The sequence below is a fragment of the Stakelama sediminis genome, assembly GCF_014199335.1.
In the GTDB taxonomy this organism is placed as follows: domain Bacteria; phylum Pseudomonadota; class Alphaproteobacteria; order Sphingomonadales; family Sphingomonadaceae; genus Sphingomonas; species Sphingomonas sediminis.
Window position 1 is genome coordinate 136,335 of record NZ_JACIJI010000004.1, and the last position, 16,170, is coordinate 152,504.

Sequence of the window (16,170 nt, forward strand, 5' to 3'; positions counted from 1 at the left end):
GATGCTGATGACCGGAGTGGCGGGAATTACGCTGTGTTTTTCCGCCTATGGCGCGGCAACCGCGACGGCAGGTGTGATCGCAGCAAGCGGTCTGGTCGGCGACCAGTCGCCCGAGGCGCAGCTTGCCCGTATGCATTCACGCGTGAAAACGATGCAGGCCGACGTTGCCGCCGTGCGCAAGGCCGCGGCAGCACACGCCGTTCAGGTGGAGCAGCGTCAGGCGATGATCGCAGCGGTCCTTTCCGGTCGCGGCAATCCCGAACAGCTTGCAAAGATTTCCGAGGAACGGCCGCTGGCATTGGCCAACAGCGATGCCAGAAGCGTAGTGGCGCCGTTTCACGCCGTCGAGAGCCGTCAGGTCAACTTTGCGATCAAAGCGCGGCAGCAGGCCGAAGCACGGTACAGCAAGACGGCGGCCAATCTGAAAAAGCTGGGCCTGTCCCCGAACCGGCTGGTTCCGGCGATGGGCGGTCCCTATGAACCGGTCAGCATCAAGGAAGAAAAGGCGCAGGCAGCCGCAGGCGTTCAGTTCCGTAAGCTGTTTCAGGCATGGAAAAAGCTCGACTCGCTGGAACAGGCGGTGATCTCCATTCCGTCGAGCGAGCCGGTCAAGCATGTGACCTTCAGCAGCAATTTCGGGGTCCGCACCGATCCGTTCACCGGCACCAAAGCGCTGCATCCGGGCGTGGATATTCCCGGTGCCGTGGGTACCCCCGTCTACGCCACCGCCGACGGCATGGTCGATCGTGCCGGTCGTGCGGGCGGATATGGGAATATGGTGGAAATCAACCATGGACGCGGGATCGAGACCCGGTACGGCCATTTGTCGAAGGTGTTGGTCAAGGATCATACGCGGGTTCACCGCGGCGAACTGATCGGTCTGATGGGATCGACGGGGCGTTCGACGGGGCCGCATCTGCATTATGAGGTGCGGATTGACGGCCATGCGGTCAACCCGAAACCTTATCTCGAAGACACAAGCTATCTGGCTGCGGTGCAGGCGCGCGCGGAAAAGAACCGCCAGCTTGCAATGGGTGGCCCCGGCAAGGGCGACACTGCCGCCGATTGATTCGGATGGGTCAGGTCGGCGCGGATTACTCCGTATAGGCGAGGGAGCGGGCGCGGCTTGTTGTCGACGCCCGCTTTTCTTATGTATGGATCATGGCTGAAACCACCCTATCCGATATCCGCCTGACCCCTGCGGCGGCCGCACGCGTTGCCGCGATTGCCGAACGGCAGGGCAAGCCCGCAATCCTTCGCCTTTCGGTCGAAGGCGGGGGCTGTTCGGGATTTCAATATCAGTTCGGACTGGCCGATGCGCCGGAACCGGACGACAGTCTGGCAGAAACCGACGGCGTGACGCTGGTGGTCGATCCGGTCAGCCTTGATCTTGTACGCGGTTGTTCGGTCGATTTCGTCGAATCGCTGGGGGGCGCAGCGTTTCGTGTCGATAATCCGAACGCAGCCGCCGGATGTGGTTGCGGTTCCAGCTTCGCCGTATAAAACCCGCCCCCATGCCCAAAATCGTCAGCTATAATGTCAACGGGATCAAGGCGCGCCTGCCGCGCCTGATCGAGTATCTGGATGCCGAACAGCCCGATATCGTCTGTCTTCAGGAACTGAAATCCTCCGACGACACTTTTCCTGAAAAGGAAATTCGTGATGCCGGCTATGGGGCGATCTGGCACGGTCAAAAGGGGTTTAACGGCGTTGCCGTGCTGGCCAGGGGCACCAATCCGGTCGAGCGGCAGCGCGGGCTGGATGGTGATCCCGACGATACGCACAGCCGCTATCTGGAGGCGGAAGTCGAGGGCCTGATCGTCGCGTCCATCTATCTGCCCAACGGCAATCCCGTGCCGGGACCGAAATTCGACTATAAGCTTGCATGGTTCGAGCGGCTGGCCGAACGCGCGGAGCATGTGCTTGCCGAGGAAAAGCCGGTGGTGCTGGCGGGCGATTATAATGTCATTCCCAATGACGATGACGTGTTTTCAGTGAAAGCGATGGCGTCCGATGCGCTGATGCAGCCGCAATCGCGTGCCGCCTATCGCGCGCTGGTCAGTCAGGGCTGGACCGACAGCCTGCGTACACGGTTTCCGGCGGGCGGCGTATGGACCTTCTGGGACTATCAGGCAGGTGCCTGGCAACGGGACGCAGGGTTCCGCATCGACCATCTGCTGCTCAGCCCGCAGGCGGCGGATCGTTTCGTCGATGCCGGTGTCGATAAAGCCTATCGCGGCAAGGAAAAGGCGAGCGACCACGCCCCCACCTGGGTCAGATTAAAATAAGCAACCCTTCCCAGTAAGGGGAGGTGGCACAAGGCACCGGGGGATGTTGCCAGTTGAGAGGAATCGCGCCATCGCATGACGCGACACCCTTCCGTCAGGCCTGTGGCCTGCCACCTCCCCTTCAAGGGGAGGATGGGGCGCTGGCTTAGGACCAATCACCATTCAGAAGATGATGTGACGAAAATGGTGGATTTTCGTGACCCGGCGCGCAGCGTACTTTCAGTACGTGAGCACTGGAAGCACGCAAAGACGCCATTTGCAGGCCATCAGGGCTGAATGGCGATTGGTCCTAAAGCGTCTTTTTGTACACCTGATAGACGCGATTGACCTTGCTCTCGATGGCATCTGCAATGGCGACCATCCCCTGGTTGTCGTCGAGGATCCAGCCGATTTCGCCACGCGTGGCATGATAGCGCGTGGTGGCGGCGCGGCGGATATATTCGATCATCATAAAGGCAAGCTGGCTTGCCATACGCGACGATTGCAGCCGTTTCACCACGCCCATCAGCGGCACGCGCATGGTCGTGCATTTGGGCTTGCGCAGCCACCAGAGCAGCCTGGCCCAGCCGAACGGCATCAGCGACCCGTTGAGCGGCTTGATCGCTTCATTGAGGTCGGGCAGCGTGATCATGAAGGCGACCGGTTCGCCGTCCAGTTCGGCGATGCGGATCAGATCTTCGAATACAATGGGTTTCAGCTTCTTGCCGACATCGTCGATTTCCGGCTGGGTCAGCGGCACGAAGCCCCAGTTATCCGACCATGCATCGTTCAGGATGGCGAGGATGATCGCCGCCTCTTCGTCGAATTTCGACTTGTTGACCTTGCGGATATTGATCCGCTTGTTGCGCTCTCCGGCAGCGACGATGCGCTGCACGATCGGCGGAAATTCCTGGGTGATGTCCAGTTCATAGGTCAGCAACTGCTTGACCGGCTGATAGTTCGCGCCCTCGATCCAGCCGCGCAGTTCGGGGCGATGATGGCCCATCATGATCGTCGGCGAATGGTCATAGCCCTGAATCAGCAGGCCCGGCTCTTCCCAGATCGACATGCTGACCGGACCCAGCGCACGTGTCATGCCCTTGCCGCGCAGCCAGTCCTCGGCCTGAGCGATCAGCATCGCACCGATCGTGGCATCTTCGGCGTCGAACAGTCCCCAGAATCCGACGCCGGGACCGAACCCCTGTTCGGGCGGCATGGTCAGCGCCAGTGTGTCGAGATGCGCCGAAATCCGGCCCGCCACCTGTCCATCGCGCTCGGCGAGGAACAATTGCGCCTCGGCATGGCTGAACCAGCCGTTCTTTTTCGGATCGATGGCCTCCATCGCCTCGCTCTTGAGCGGCGGCACCCAGTTCGGGTCGCCGCTGTTCAGGCGATAGGCAAGGTCGACGAATTTCTTGCGATCGCTCTTGCTGGCGACCGGGCGGATGGTGATGGTCGGGGGATTGGACACGGGCGGTTGCGACCTTGCTGCCTTGGGGGAGGGAGGCATTTCCGTCCTCCCTTGGCGGGGCGATGTCAAGTGGCGGTATGTGACAAAACCGCCTCTGGTATGCCACCATAATGCCACTATCTTTAGGCAATGGCTTCGCACATGGATACCACCCTTTCCTTTGACCGGCGCCGGGCCGATGGCAAGGCACCTGCCGCGGCTCCGCAGCGGTTGCAGACCATTGCCGATGACAAGGCGATGTTACGGCTGGCGGCGGAACAGTCACGCGACCTGCACAAGGCACGGCCGGAAATTTACTGGCCGGACATGATCGCTTCGGCGACGGTCGGCTATGCCGGGCTGGTCGGCGCGATCCTGTTGCCGACGGGCTGGGCGATATTGTCGGCGGTCATTGCGGTGCTGGCGCTGTATCGTGCCGAGCTGTTCATTCATGAACTGACGCACATGAAGCATTCGACCATGCCGGGGTTCCGCATGGGCTGGAACCTGCTGGTGGGGATACCGCTGCTGGTGCCGTCCTTCATGTATGAAGGTGTCCATAACCTGCACCATGCCCGCACGCGCTATGGCACCGTGCAGGACCCCGAATATCTGCCGCTGTCGCATATGAAGCCGGGATCGACGGTCGGGTTCATCCTGATTTCCGCACTGGCGCCGCTCGGCCTGCTGATCCGGTTCGGCATATTGGCTCCGCTGTCGCTGGTATTTCCGAAGCTGCGCGCGCATGTCGTCGCGGCCTATTCGGGGCTGGCGGTCAATCCGAAATTCCGTCGCCGCGCACCCGAAGGCGACCTGCGGCGCATCTGGCACTGGCAAGAGGCCGCCGCGAGTATCTGGGCGATTGCGTTGCTGACAATGGTTGCGACCGGTGTGATGCCGTTGCGCGTCTTTGCCATCCTGCTGGCAGTGTCGGCGGGCGTGGCCGTCATCAATCAGGTGCGCACGCTGGCCGCACATCTGTGGGAAAATGAATGGGACGAGGACGGCGAGCCGATGAGCGTGACCGCGCAATATCTCGACTCGGTCAATGTGCCGCCGCCCAGCCTGCTGCCCTTCCTCTGGGCGCCGGTGGGACTGCGTTACCACGCATTGCATCATCTGCTGCCGAGCGTGCCCTATCATTCACTGGGCGAAGCGCATCGTCGCCTGATGGCGGCGCTGGAGCCGGATTCGGCCTATCACGGTGCGAACCATGCCGGGTTGTCGGTCGTGGCACGGCGTATTCTGGGCAATGCGGCGCGCAACAGCCGGAAGCAATGAACTCCGTAGCAGCTATGTATCGGGTTATTGGTTTTTAACGGATCGGCGATATTGCGAAACGGCTTTTTGAAAAGGGCCGTGCCGTTGAATTTACCGGAGCCGCTGGCGCTATATCATAGCTGGCCGATGACCGAGAGCGGTGTGCGGCTTAATGCGCATCATCAGGCTGCGGATAGTATGCCGTCAGGGCGCGTGATCGGGACATGGTCCTGCGATCTGCGCGATAACCGGCTGGTTTGGTCGGATGCGGTTTACGATCTTTTCGGACTGGAGCGCGGCAGCCCGATTGATCGCAGAGATATTGTCGGGCTGTACCGATCCGGGGACCGGGACATCATGGAGCAACTGCGCGCGCACGCCATTCGTCATCGTCGCGGGTTTACGATGGATGCGGAAATCGAAACGGTGCGAGGCCAGTTCCGTTGGATGCGGCTGGCGGCGGTTGCGGTCTGCAAGGCGGGCAAGGTGGTCGCTCTTCAGGGGCTGAAACAGGACGTGTCCGTTCAGCACCGGTGATCAATCGAGCCGCGGACGTCTATTCCTCCGTACGGAACAGCACCGATTCGCCGATCAGCAGGAACAGTAGAAACGGTGCCCATGCCGCCAGAAAGGGCGGATAGGCACCCATGTCCCCCATTGCCAGCGCGAAATTATCTGCGACGAAATAGGCAAAGCCCAGCATCATGCCGATGACCGCGCGAACGAACAGCTTGCCCGATCGCGCCACGCCGAACGCCGCGACGGCACCCAGCAACGGCATCAGCAGTGCCGATAGCGGATCGGATATCTTGTGCCATAGTTCGGCCTTCAGCGACCCCGTCGGTCTGCCTGCGCTTTCCAGCTCTCCGATCGCCTGCGACAGCCCGCCGAACGACATGCCCGCGGCATCGACATTGGCAAGCGTGAACTGGTCGGGCCGGATGTTCGCACCAAAGCGAATGGTTCCGATCTTTTGCGCTTTGTCGCTGCCCACGTCGAACTGACGCGCATCGGTCAGCGTCCAGGCGTTGCCGGTGCGTTTGCCGCTGTCCGCCATGACGATCGAGTGCAACGACCCGCCCTGACGCTGATAAATGGTAATACCATGCAACTGCACGGCATCGCCCTTGCCGTGGACCTGTGCGGCCTCAACCAAATCGTTGCCGTCGCGCACCCAGACATTGGTCCGGTCGCCGCGATCGATCGGAATCGGCCCGTAATCGACGTCCTTCCACTGATCCAGCGTGGCGGTTGCGCGCGTGACGATGCGGTCGTTGAAGGTAAAGGACAGCGCCGATACGCCAAGCGCTGCCAGCAATAGCGGGGCCAGCACCTGATGCGCGGACAGGCCCGAAGACCGCAAGGCCACAATCTCGCTATTCTGGTTCAGCGTCGACAGGGTGATGATCGTGCCCAGCAGTGTCGAAAAGGGCAGCACGAAGGCAATGATCTGCGGCGTGCGCAAACTGACATAGCGCCAGACTTCCGGATCGCCATTGCCGGGATAGGCCAGGATCCGGCCCGATTCACTCAACAGGTCGAGCGTTTGCAGAATCAGTACCAGACCCGCGACAATCGCGAAGGTGCGGATCAGGAACATCCGCCCCATGTAGAAAGCTACGGTGCGCGAGGGAAAGAAGTTCGGAATCCTCATGTCGCGCGCTTCCGTTTGGGGATCAGCTTGCCGATCATCTTGCCCAGTTTGGCGAACCAGCGTTCGAGCGCGCTGATCGGCTGGCCGCCGGGGACATAGGCGATCGTATAGTACATCCAGAACACCAGCCCCGCGAACAGCACGAACGGGCCCCATAAGGCAAGGATCGGGTTAATTCTGCCCAGACTGCCGATCGATTCCGCATATTCGTTGATCTTGTGATAGGTGATGATCATCACCAGCGCGAGGAACACGCCCAGCGCGGAGGTGGATCGTTTCGGCGGCACGCCCAGCGCCAGCGCCAGCATCGGTAGCAGGAAGATCGTCGCCGCCTCGACCAGCCGGAAATGGAAATTGGCCCGACTGGAATCGCGCAGTTCCTCCGACGCATGGGGGTCATGGCCGACACGCACCAGTTCGGGCAGTGTCAGTTCCAGATTGCGGTCACCGCGTTTTCGGAAACTGGAGAGTTTGGGCAACGGGATCGGCAGGTCGTGGTGGGTGAAGCTCAACACGCGCGGTACGACGAAACCGGGCGCGTAATGCACCAGCGTCCCGTTGGTCAGGCGGAAGATGATGGTGTCGGGATCGTCGGTGGCAAGAAATTCGCCCTTTTCCGCCGTTACCGCGACCCAGTTGCCGGGTTTGGGCGTCGTATAGACGAAAATACCGCTGAGATCGCGCCCGCCATTCTGGCTGCGTTCGATGCGCAGCGTGATTTTTTTGCCGAAACTGGTGAATTCGCCGACCTTGATCGACGCGCCCAATGCGCCTGAACGCAATTCATAGCGAAGCTGTTCATAACCGTAGCGCGCACGCGGCTGCACAAAACCGACAATCGCCAGATTGGCGAGCGCCAGCACTACAGCGAAGCAATAGGGGATGAACAGCAGCCGTCCATAGCTCATCCCCACTGCGCGCATCACATCGAGTTCGGAGGAGGTGGCAAGCTTGCGAAAGGCAAGCAGCGTACCGAGCAACAGGCCGATGGGAATACCCAGACCGAGATATTCGGGAAGCAGATTGGCCAGCATCCGGAATACCGCGCTGATCGGTCCGCCTTCGGTTGCCACGAAGTCGAACAGGATGCGCATCCTGTCGAGGACCAGCAGCATTGCCGCAATCAGCAGCGTCGAAATCAACGGCACTGCGATCAGCCGGGCCATATAGCGATCGATCGACTTCATGATCCGGAAAAACGTGCCTTGTTTGACGTATGACTGGCCCGTTCGTGCGACCGGGTTACGCCCCTATACCGCCCTCATTCGGCGCCGTCAGCCCCTGTCGGCATCAGGCGGAAGCCGCCATGCGATCGGGAGAGCGCGGAGGGCTGTGGACCGCATCCTGTACGGCGTCGGCAAGCGCCGTCATCGTAAACGGTTTACGCACCACGATATGCCCGGCGAGGCTCAGCCGGTCGGCCTCCTCTCCGGCATAGCCCGTCACGAACACCACGGCGGCGCGGGGATAGATATTCTTCATTTCCTCCACCATTTCCGGGCCGGTTCTGCCCGGCATCAGCACGTCGGAGACGATGCAATCGAGCTTCGGCATGGTGGCGGCAATTTCCTGCGCCTTCAGCGGATCGATGCAGGCGACGGGATGGTGACCCAGTTCAGTAAGCGCATCGACCGTTGCCGTCAAAACGCGGGGGTCATCCTCCACGACCAGAATATCCAGATCTTCGCCCGGCTTCGGAGATATTGCCTTTATCGCCGACGCAGGAGGTTGCTGGTCCGCCGCCATAGGGATGTGACGCGGCAGGTACAGGGTCACGCACGTACCTTCGCCGGGCGCGGAACGGATCGCGACCTCCCCCTGAGACTGACGAACGAACCCAAAGACCTGGCTGAGGCCAAGCCCGGTTCCCTTGCCCACCGGCTTGGTGGTGAAAAACGGCTCGTACACGCGCTCCAGAACTTCCGGAGTCATGCCGCAGCCGGTATCGGTCACTGCGATCGAGACATATTCGCCCGCCGGGCATTGTCCGACTTCTCCCGATTGCAAGACCACGCAATCGGTCGTGAAACGAAGGGTTCCGCAGCCGTTCATCGCATCGCGCGCATTGACGGCCAGATTCACCAGCGCATTCTCGAGCTGGTTGCGATCGGCCCAGATCTGCCAGTCACAGGCATGAACCTGCTTATGAATGGCAATTTGTTCGCCCAGCGTGCGTTCCAGCAGGTCGAACATGCCGTCGATCACGCCGTTCGGCTCCACCGCCTCCGGGGTCAGCGCATCGGCACGCGAAAAGGCAAGCAGACGACGGGTCAGTGCGGCGGCGCGGCTGGCGCCCTCCATGGCGTTGTCGAGGTGGCGGCGCGGATCGCCGGTGCCGCGATCCATCTGTCTTTTGGCGAGGTCAAGGCCGCCCAGAACGACCGCCAGCATGTTGTTGAAATCATGCGCGATGCCGCCTGTAAGCTGTCCCACTGCCTCCATTTTCTGCGCCTGTCGCAGGCGCGCCTCTGCGGCTACGCGCTCGCGTGCCTCCGCATGCAGTTTCTGGGTGGCCTCTTTAACCGCTTCCGACAGGGTTTCCGCACGTGCTCTTTCGACATCGGCTTCGGCGGTAGCGATGGCCTGATCTGCGCGTGCGCGGGCTATACCCCAGGCAAGTGCGATTGCCGCGAAGATGAGGGCAAGGCCGAACAGACCCAGCACCCCTGCAATCTCCGTCGACTGCGCCACCGCCGCATTGGCTTTGTCGCTGCGTTCGCGAAGCAGCTCTCTCTCGCCCGTGATAAAGTCGTTGAGGCGTTTGGTCAGTTCGTGCAGCGCGGGTGTGTCGCGGGCGCTGTTGAAAAAAGCATAGGCTTCGCGATTTTTGCCGTGCAACGTGTACCATGCAACGCGGGCGAGTTCCTGACCGCGTAGCGTGAATGCGTCGCGCAGCAACCCGACTTTGTGTTCCTGTCTCGCATTGTCATCGGTCGCAATGGCCAGCCGGTCGATCTGGAAGCCCGCCTTTTGCCATTCTTGCGAATAAATCTGGCCCATGCTCCGTTCACCGCTGATGACATAGCGCCCCAGCGACGCTTCGGCCTGCGCCGTCGTTTCCGACAGCGATCGCGCAAGCACCATCACTTCATAGCTGTGCGATTGCCAGGCAAGTGCGCGATCGCGCTGCCGGTCGGCCTCTCGCAGGATCAGGATCAGCCCGACCAGCACTGCCACCCCGAGCACGGCCACCATCACCATCAGGATGGTGCGCCATTTATCGGATTCACTTGGTGATGCGGCTTGTCCGAACATTACACCGATAATTCTACGTCAAGCGGCGACTCGTGGAAAGATGGGGTGTTACCGGATAACTCCGACTGCCTCCCCGGCTGCGCGGAACATGCCGAGAACGGTGTCGACCTGCTCACTGCTGTGTTCTGCGCAAAGGGAGCAACGCAGCAGGAAGGTACCCGCCGGTGTTGCAGGCGGTCGTGCCATATTCACGTACAGCCCGCCGTTGAGCAGCGCCTGCCACATCGCTGCGGCCTGCTCCTGATCGTCGAGCATGACCGCGACGATGGCGCTGTCCGGCGTTTCGGTTCCGAGGCGGAAGCCCATTTCCGTCAGCCCGCCATGCAGACGCCGGGCATTTTCCCACAGATGCCGGCGCTTGTTATGCGCGTGCATCAGCTTGCGGATCGAGGTCGCGGCGGTCGCGACGACGCTGGGCGGCAGGCTGGCGGTGAAGATATAGGGGCGACAGGCGAGGCGGATCGCTTCGAACTTAGGATGGTTCGACACGCAGAAACCGCCGACGGTGCCGACCGATTTGGAAAAGGTGCCGACGACGAAATCGACCTGGCCTTCCAGTCCCTGATCTTCATAGACGCCGCGGCCGTTGGGGCCGAAAAAGCCCATCGAATGCGCTTCGTCGACCAGTACCATGCAGCCGTGTTTTTTCGCGACCGCGACCATTTCCTTCAACGGCGCGATGTCGCCGAGCATCGAATAGACGCCTTCCAGCACCACCAGCTTGCCCGCATCGGCGGGAAGGCGTCCCAGCCGCTTGTCGAGGTCGTTCACGTCATTGTGGCGGAAACGCACGATGTCGGCGACGCCCTGCTTGCAACCGTCATAGATCGAGGCATGGCTGTCGGCGTCTAGGATGACATATTCGCCCTTGCCCGCCAGTGTGGAGATCATCCCCAGATTGGCCATATAGCCGGTCGAGAATACGATCGCGCCTGACATGCCGTAAAAATCGCGCAACGCCTGTTCCACTTCCATATGATCATGGAAGGTGCCGTTGAGCATCCGGCTGCCATTGGTGCCCGATCCGAACTGCTCCAGCGCATCCTTGCCCGCCTGAATAACGTCGGGGTCGAAGGTCATGCCCATATAATTATAGGTGCCGAGCAGGATGGTTTCCTTGCCCTTGATCACCGCAACGGTGGGCGACTTCACCTGATCCATGACGATCGAAAAAGGATCGGTGACGCCTGAATCGAGCAGCGCCTGCCGTTCGGCGATCAGCGAGTCGAACTTGCTCATCAGGTCGCGTTCGGGGGCTACGGCCTGCGAATCCATGGGGAGGGCGTCGGCAGTCTGTCCGGCTTCGGTCATCAGGCGTCCTTGAGTTTTTCTACCGCATCGACCAACTGGCCGATATTTTCGATTTCGGCCTGCATGTTCATGGTGATGATGATGTCGAATTCGTCTTCAATGGCGGCGACGAAATCCATCACCGTCAGGCTGTCCCATTCCAGATCGCCCGCAAAACTGGTCGATTCCGTCAGATCCACGCCCTTTTTGTTGAACGGTTCGATCAGGCCTTTGACCTTGTCGAAAACTTCCTGCCGGTCGCTCATAACTGTCCTTCTTCGATTGCGTCGTTCGCCGATGCCAAGCAAATGCGGCGGCTTTTCGACCGCTCTATAGCAGTCCGTTGTCCTGATACCATCGTGCCGTGTCCGCAAGCCCCTGCGGCGTGTCGATTTTGGGCTGCCACAGTCTTTGCGGGGGATGGCGTGCAGGCGCGCTCACCCAGTCGGGGTGGCAGAAATAGGAAACCCGGTCACGGGTCAGCTTCGCCTGCTTTCCCCGGATCATGCGGTCGATCCCGGCGCCCGCCAGCATCGCGGATCTGGGCAGGGAAAGCGTCAGCACGCGTTTGTTCTGCGCTCTGCCAACCGCCCGCGCGAAAGCCTTGTGCGACCATCCGTTGGCAACACCGTCATCGGGCTCGAAAATCACCTGGCCGGGGTCGCTTTCGACCAGCGTCAGAAACAGGCGGCACAAATCGTCGACATGAATGACCGACAGCCGCCCTGTGGGAGGCAGCAGTGCAAGCCGGTGCTTGGCCAGCCGGAAAATCTCCAGCAGTTCATGGTCGCCGGGGCCATAGATTGCGGGCGGGCGAACGATCGTCCAGTTCAGGCCGGATGCCTGTACCAGCTTGTCCGCTTCGTGCTTCGACCAGCCATATCGGGACAGGCCGGGCTCGCGCGTGGCCAGCGACGACACCTGAATATAGCGGTGCACACCCGTTTCGTGCGCCGCGGTCAGCATGGCACGCGTGCCTTCGATATTGCCTTGCTCGAAGCCCGCACGGTCGGGCGCATTGACGACGCCGGCAACGTGTATCACCGCGTCCGCACCCTCCGTCAGCCGGGCGAGGGCAGGGGCGTCCTCCAGCGAGCCGTCGATCCATTCGACCCCGACGCGAGGGGGCTGAGGGCGCCGGGTGAGGGCGCGGACCGTGTATCCCGCCTGTCTTGCCAGTGCGATCAGACGGCTGCCGACAAAGCCGGTGCCGCCCGTCATCGCAATGCCTGTCACAGCACCGCCATATGACTGCGATGGACGAGCGCGGAACGCGGGGCATAGCCCAGAATGCGGGGAATATCCTCGCTGCGCCGACCGACGATCTGAATCGCGTCATCGGAATCATATTCGACCAGCCCGCGGGCGATCTTGTTGTGCTTCGAATCGACGATCGACACCATGTCGCCGCGGGTAAATTCGCCCTCGATGCGCAGACACCCGGCAGGCAGCAGGCTGTTGCCATGTTCCAGCGCCTTGACCGCGCCCTGATCGATGACGATCACGCCTTCATCGGTCAGGCCGCCCGCCAGCCACGCCTTGCGCGCCGTCGCGGTGCCTTCGCCGATGAATACGGTACCGTGCCCCGACTGTTCGAACTGTTGCAGCGCGTTCATCGCCTTACCGGAAACGATGGCAAGGTCAGCACCGACGGTGGTGGCGATGCGCGCCGCCTCGATCTTCGATACCATGCCGCCGGACCCCATGCCGGACGCGGAGCGGGTGTCGGCCATATCCTCAATCTCGCCGTCGATTTCGCGAACGACGGGGATCAGCTTTGCATCGTCATAATGGGTGGGGTTCTTGTCATACAGACCGTCGACATCGGACAACAGAATCACCCCGTCGGCGCCACAGGCCTGCGCCACGCGCGCGGCGAGCCGGTCATTATCGCCGAAGCGGATGCGTTCGGTGGCGACGGTATCGTTTTCGTTGACAATGGGAATGACGTCGAGCGACAGCAGGCGATTGAGCGTTGCCGAGGCGTTCAGATAGCGCCTGCGATCCTCCAGATCGCCCAGCGTCACCAGCACCTGCGCGGCATCCAGCGCCTCTTCGTCAAGCACGCCCGCCCAGACCTGCGCCAGTGCGATCTGGCCGCGCGCGGCAGAAGCCTGCGCATCTTCCAGGCTGTTGCGCCCGCCGCCGGGCAGGCCAAGCCGACGCGCGCCGATAGCGATCGAGCCGGAGCTGACGATGACGATTTCCTGTCCTGCACGCTTGCGTTCGCCGATATCGGCAGCCAGCGTGCGCAGCCAGTCGCGTCGTACTTCACCGTCCTTGCCGACCAGTAGGGCCGATCCGACCTTGATAATCAGCCGGGGACAGCGTTCGGGCGAAAAGCGGTCCGCTTCGTTCAAACCGGGCCTCCTTTTATTGTGTTCAAATCCATATCAGACGGGCGACCATTCCAGCGTGTCGCCATCGTCGTCTTCGTTCAGTTGTTCCGGCGGCTCTATGGCCTCGATCAGCCGGTCGAGCACCGCATCGACGCCCTGACCGGTGGCGCCGGAAATCGGAAACACTTCCGCACCGCTTGCGGCCGACAGTTCGGCGCCCAGCGCGGCGGTGAGTTCGTCGTCAAGCAGGTCCGCCTTGTTCAGCGCGACGATTTCGACCTTGTCGGTTAAACCTGCGCCATAGGCTTCCAGCTCATCGCGAACAACGCGATAAGCCGCTGCGGGGTCCGTCCCTTCCGCATCGACCAGATGGAGCAACACCTGACAGCGCTCGATATGACCCAGAAACCGGTCGCCGATCCCCGCGCCATCGGCCGCGCCTTCGATCAGGCCGGGAATATCGGCCAGCACGAATTCGCGGCTCTTGTGCCGGACCACGCCCAATTGGGGCCGGGTGGTGGTGAAGGCATAGGCACCGACCTTTGCCTTGGCATTGGTGACGGCGTTGATGAAGGTCGATTTGCCCGCATTGGGAAGGCCGACCAGCCCGGCATCGGCCAGCAGCTTCAGCCTCAGCCACACCCATGCCTCATCCCCCGGCCAGCCGGTGCCGTGCTGACGCGGCGCGCGGTTGGTCGAGCTTTTATAGCTCAGATTGCCGCGTCCGCCGTCGCCGCCGCGCATGAATATCTTGCGCTCGCCCGCTTTGGTGAAGTCGAGCAGGACATGTTCCTTGTCCTCACTCAGTATCTGCGTGCCCACCGGCACCTTGATGACCAGATCGTCGCCGCCGGCACCGGTCTTGTTCTGACCCGCGCCACCCTTGCCGCGCTGGGCGCGGAAGTGCTGAGTATAGCGAAAGTCGATCAGGGTATTGAGGCCGGGCACGGCTTCGAACACGATATCGCCGCCCTTGCCGCCGTCACCGCCGTCGGGGCCGCCATATTCGATATATTTTTCGCGCCGGAAACTCACAGCACCGGGGCCGCCGGTCCCGGATCGCACGTAAATTTTGGCCTGATCGAGAAAATGCATGAGGGCTATCTAGCAACCGCTGACGATTTCGCCAGTGCTGTACGCGCTTATCCGAGAGTTTCCGTCTGGCGGGAGGCGAACAGCGAGGCGCAGGCAAGGTCGCGCGCCTTGTCGCGCGGCAGCCCCAGCGCACGCGCCATCGGGGCGCCCAGCAACGCATCGCCCAGCGCCATCAGCACCAGTTGCAGCGTTTCTTCGTGGAGCGGCATCTTTCGGTCCGAATGTTCGTCGGCCAGATCGTCGACCAGCCGGTGGATCGCCTCCAATATGGGGTCGAGCGCATCGTGATTGCCCGACAGGATCATCCAGCTCGCCAGCGCGCCTGCGCCTTCCTTGTCGAAAGCGTCGAAGGTCAGGTCAACGACCTCTCGCGGGTTCTGATCCTCCTGTTTCGCCTTGAGCGCGGCCGCGCCGATCTTCGCGGTGATAGAATCAGCCATGCTGGCGATCAGCGCCTTTTGCAGTCCGGCGGCAGAGCCGAAATGGTGGAGCAGATTGGCATGGGTGCGCCCGATACGGGCGGCCACCGCCTTCAGGGTCAGCGCCTGCGGTCCTTCCTCTATCAACAGCGCGCGCGCGGCCTCCAGTGCGGCGATGCGCGATTCTTCCGGGCTGAGGCGTTTGCGTACTATTGACATTGATGTAAGTAATCTTATCTACAGCGCTGCTGATAGTGTATTTTACCTATTGGAGGAAATTGGTGGCGAACGCAAAGACTCCTGCGGATCTGACGATCACGCCGCGGGATCGCCGGTTCGGGCGGGACGGTGCCTATCGCCGCTGGTGGCTGAACGACGATCCGGTCGCCACTGCGTTCTACAACGCCTTGTCGGTGACCTTTCCGCGCGGCGAGGGCTTTTTTATCGACAGCGTGCGCAGGTTCCGGGAAGGCACTCCGCCGCGGCTCGACCGCGAAATCGCCGCTTTCATCAAACAGGAAGTGATGCACACGCGCGAGCATGTCGCCTTTAACCGGCATGTCACCGATCAGGGCTATGATATTTCCCGGCTGGAAGCGCGCGTCGAAGAGGATATCGCGGACAGCCGGTCGCGCCCTGCCATCGGCAGTCTGGCCGCGACCATGTGTCTGGAACATTTTACCGCGATATTGGCGCATGAACTGATCGACAATCCGCGCCACCTGGCGGGTGCCGACCCGGAAGCCGCAAAGCTGTGGCGCTGGCACGCGATCGAGGAGATTGAGCATAAGGGCGTCGCCTATGACACCTGGCTGCACGCTACGCGCGACTGGAGCCGGTGGAAGCGATGGAAAGTGAAGTCGCTGGTGATGCTGATGGTCACGCTGCGCTTCCTGCGCAAGCGGACCGAAGGGATGCTGGACCTGCTGGCGCAGGACGGGCTGACCGGTGCGCGCGTGAAATGGCGCCTGTTCCGCTATGCCTTTGGCAACCCCGGCATGGCGCGCAAGATTCTGGGTGCGTGGCTGTCCTTCTTCCTGCCCGGCTTCCATCCGTGGAACCATGACGACCGGAAATTGATCGGGCTGGTCGACAGCGAATATGCGGCCGCACGCCTGCCGCATCCGCAGGCAGCCTGACC

The 16,170-nt window shown here is 61.7% G+C and carries 16 protein-coding genes; 6 read left to right on the forward strand and 10 right to left on the reverse strand.

Translation table 11 applies throughout. The annotated features are described in order from the left end of the window. The first annotated feature begins 1 nt into the window (after nucleotide 1). From FHR23_RS11700 to xth, 3 genes are all read left to right on the forward strand, one after another. Nucleotides 2–1,069 carry a M23 family metallopeptidase gene (locus FHR23_RS11700; protein WP_281377234.1) on the forward strand — a complete coding sequence of 356 codons (1,068 nt, stop codon included), beginning with the start codon at nucleotides 2–4 and terminating at the stop codon, nucleotides 1,067–1,069. Nucleotides 1,070–1,161: 92 nt separating this feature from the next. Beyond that, complete coding sequence (locus FHR23_RS11705; protein WP_184004170.1) at nucleotides 1,162–1,503, forward strand: HesB/IscA family protein; 342 nt, start codon at nucleotides 1,162–1,164, stop codon at nucleotides 1,501–1,503. 11 nt (nucleotides 1,504–1,514) lie between these two features. Further along, nucleotides 1,515–2,288, forward strand: coding sequence for an exodeoxyribonuclease III (gene xth / locus FHR23_RS11710; protein ID WP_184004173.1), 774 nt, complete (start codon nucleotides 1,515–1,517; stop codon nucleotides 2,286–2,288). Between the two features lie 289 nt (nucleotides 2,289–2,577). Here xth and FHR23_RS11715 read toward each other — a convergent pair whose 3' ends face one another. Then, the gene (locus tag FHR23_RS11715; protein WP_184004175.1) at nucleotides 2,578–3,738 is read right to left on the reverse strand and encodes a GNAT family N-acetyltransferase; all 1,161 of its coding nucleotides are present in this window, start codon (nucleotides 3,736–3,738) and stop codon (nucleotides 2,578–2,580) included. Nucleotides 3,739–3,879: 141 nt separating this feature from the next. Between FHR23_RS11715 and FHR23_RS11720 the strand changes: the two genes are divergently transcribed. Further along, a complete protein-coding gene (locus FHR23_RS11720) occupies nucleotides 3,880–4,998 on the forward strand; it encodes a fatty acid desaturase family protein (RefSeq protein ID WP_184004177.1) in 1,119 nt (372 codons plus the stop codon). Between the two features lie 78 nt (nucleotides 4,999–5,076). Beyond that, on the forward strand, nucleotides 5,077–5,514 hold the full coding sequence (locus FHR23_RS11725; RefSeq protein ID WP_343043124.1) for a hypothetical protein: 438 nt from the start codon (nucleotides 5,077–5,079) through the stop codon (nucleotides 5,512–5,514). Nucleotides 5,515–5,533: 19 nt separating this feature from the next. On the opposite strand, the gene lptG is transcribed toward FHR23_RS11725, so the two are convergent. From lptG to FHR23_RS11770, 9 genes are all read right to left on the reverse strand, one after another. After that, a complete protein-coding gene (gene lptG, locus FHR23_RS11730) occupies nucleotides 5,534–6,631 on the reverse strand; it encodes an LPS export ABC transporter permease LptG (RefSeq protein WP_184004179.1) in 1,098 nt (365 codons plus the stop codon). After that, a complete protein-coding gene (gene lptF / locus FHR23_RS11735) occupies nucleotides 6,628–7,818 on the reverse strand; it encodes an LPS export ABC transporter permease LptF (protein ID WP_184004181.1) in 1,191 nt (396 codons plus the stop codon). The genes lptG and lptF overlap by 4 nt, the downstream gene beginning before the upstream one ends. Before the next feature lie 103 nt (nucleotides 7,819–7,921). Continuing rightward, the gene (locus FHR23_RS11740; protein WP_184004183.1) at nucleotides 7,922–9,886 is read right to left on the reverse strand and encodes an ATP-binding protein; all 1,965 of its coding nucleotides are present in this window, start codon (nucleotides 9,884–9,886) and stop codon (nucleotides 7,922–7,924) included. Between the two features lie 48 nt (nucleotides 9,887–9,934). After that, a complete protein-coding gene (spt, locus tag FHR23_RS11745) occupies nucleotides 9,935–11,197 on the reverse strand; it encodes a serine palmitoyltransferase (RefSeq protein ID WP_184004185.1) in 1,263 nt (420 codons plus the stop codon). Continuing rightward, a complete protein-coding gene (locus tag FHR23_RS11750) occupies nucleotides 11,197–11,442 on the reverse strand; it encodes an acyl carrier protein (RefSeq protein WP_184004187.1) in 246 nt (81 codons plus the stop codon). The genes spt and FHR23_RS11750 overlap by 1 nt, the downstream gene beginning before the upstream one ends. A 64-nt stretch (nucleotides 11,443–11,506) precedes the next feature. Then, nucleotides 11,507–12,412 carry an NAD-dependent epimerase/dehydratase family protein gene (locus FHR23_RS11755; protein WP_343043125.1) on the reverse strand — a complete coding sequence of 302 codons (906 nt, stop codon included), beginning with the start codon at nucleotides 12,410–12,412 and terminating at the stop codon, nucleotides 11,507–11,509. Next, nucleotides 12,409–13,536, reverse strand: coding sequence for a glutamate 5-kinase (proB, locus tag FHR23_RS11760; protein ID WP_184004189.1), 1,128 nt, complete (start codon nucleotides 13,534–13,536; stop codon nucleotides 12,409–12,411). The genes FHR23_RS11755 and proB overlap by 4 nt, the downstream gene beginning before the upstream one ends. Nucleotides 13,537–13,569: 33 nt before the next feature. Beyond that, nucleotides 13,570–14,610, reverse strand: coding sequence for a GTPase ObgE (obgE, locus tag FHR23_RS11765; RefSeq protein ID WP_184004191.1), 1,041 nt, complete (start codon nucleotides 14,608–14,610; stop codon nucleotides 13,570–13,572). 47 nt (nucleotides 14,611–14,657) lie between these two features. Then, nucleotides 14,658–15,248 carry a TetR/AcrR family transcriptional regulator gene (locus FHR23_RS11770; protein ID WP_184004193.1) on the reverse strand — a complete coding sequence of 197 codons (591 nt, stop codon included), beginning with the start codon at nucleotides 15,246–15,248 and terminating at the stop codon, nucleotides 14,658–14,660. Between the two features lie 62 nt (nucleotides 15,249–15,310). Here FHR23_RS11770 and FHR23_RS11775 point away from each other — a divergent pair, with 62 nt between their 5' ends. Beyond that, nucleotides 15,311–16,168 (forward strand): metal-dependent hydrolase, encoded by an 858-nt coding sequence (locus FHR23_RS11775; protein WP_184004195.1) that lies wholly within the window; start codon nucleotides 15,311–15,313, stop codon nucleotides 16,166–16,168. Nucleotides 16,169–16,170: the final 2 nt, after the last annotated feature.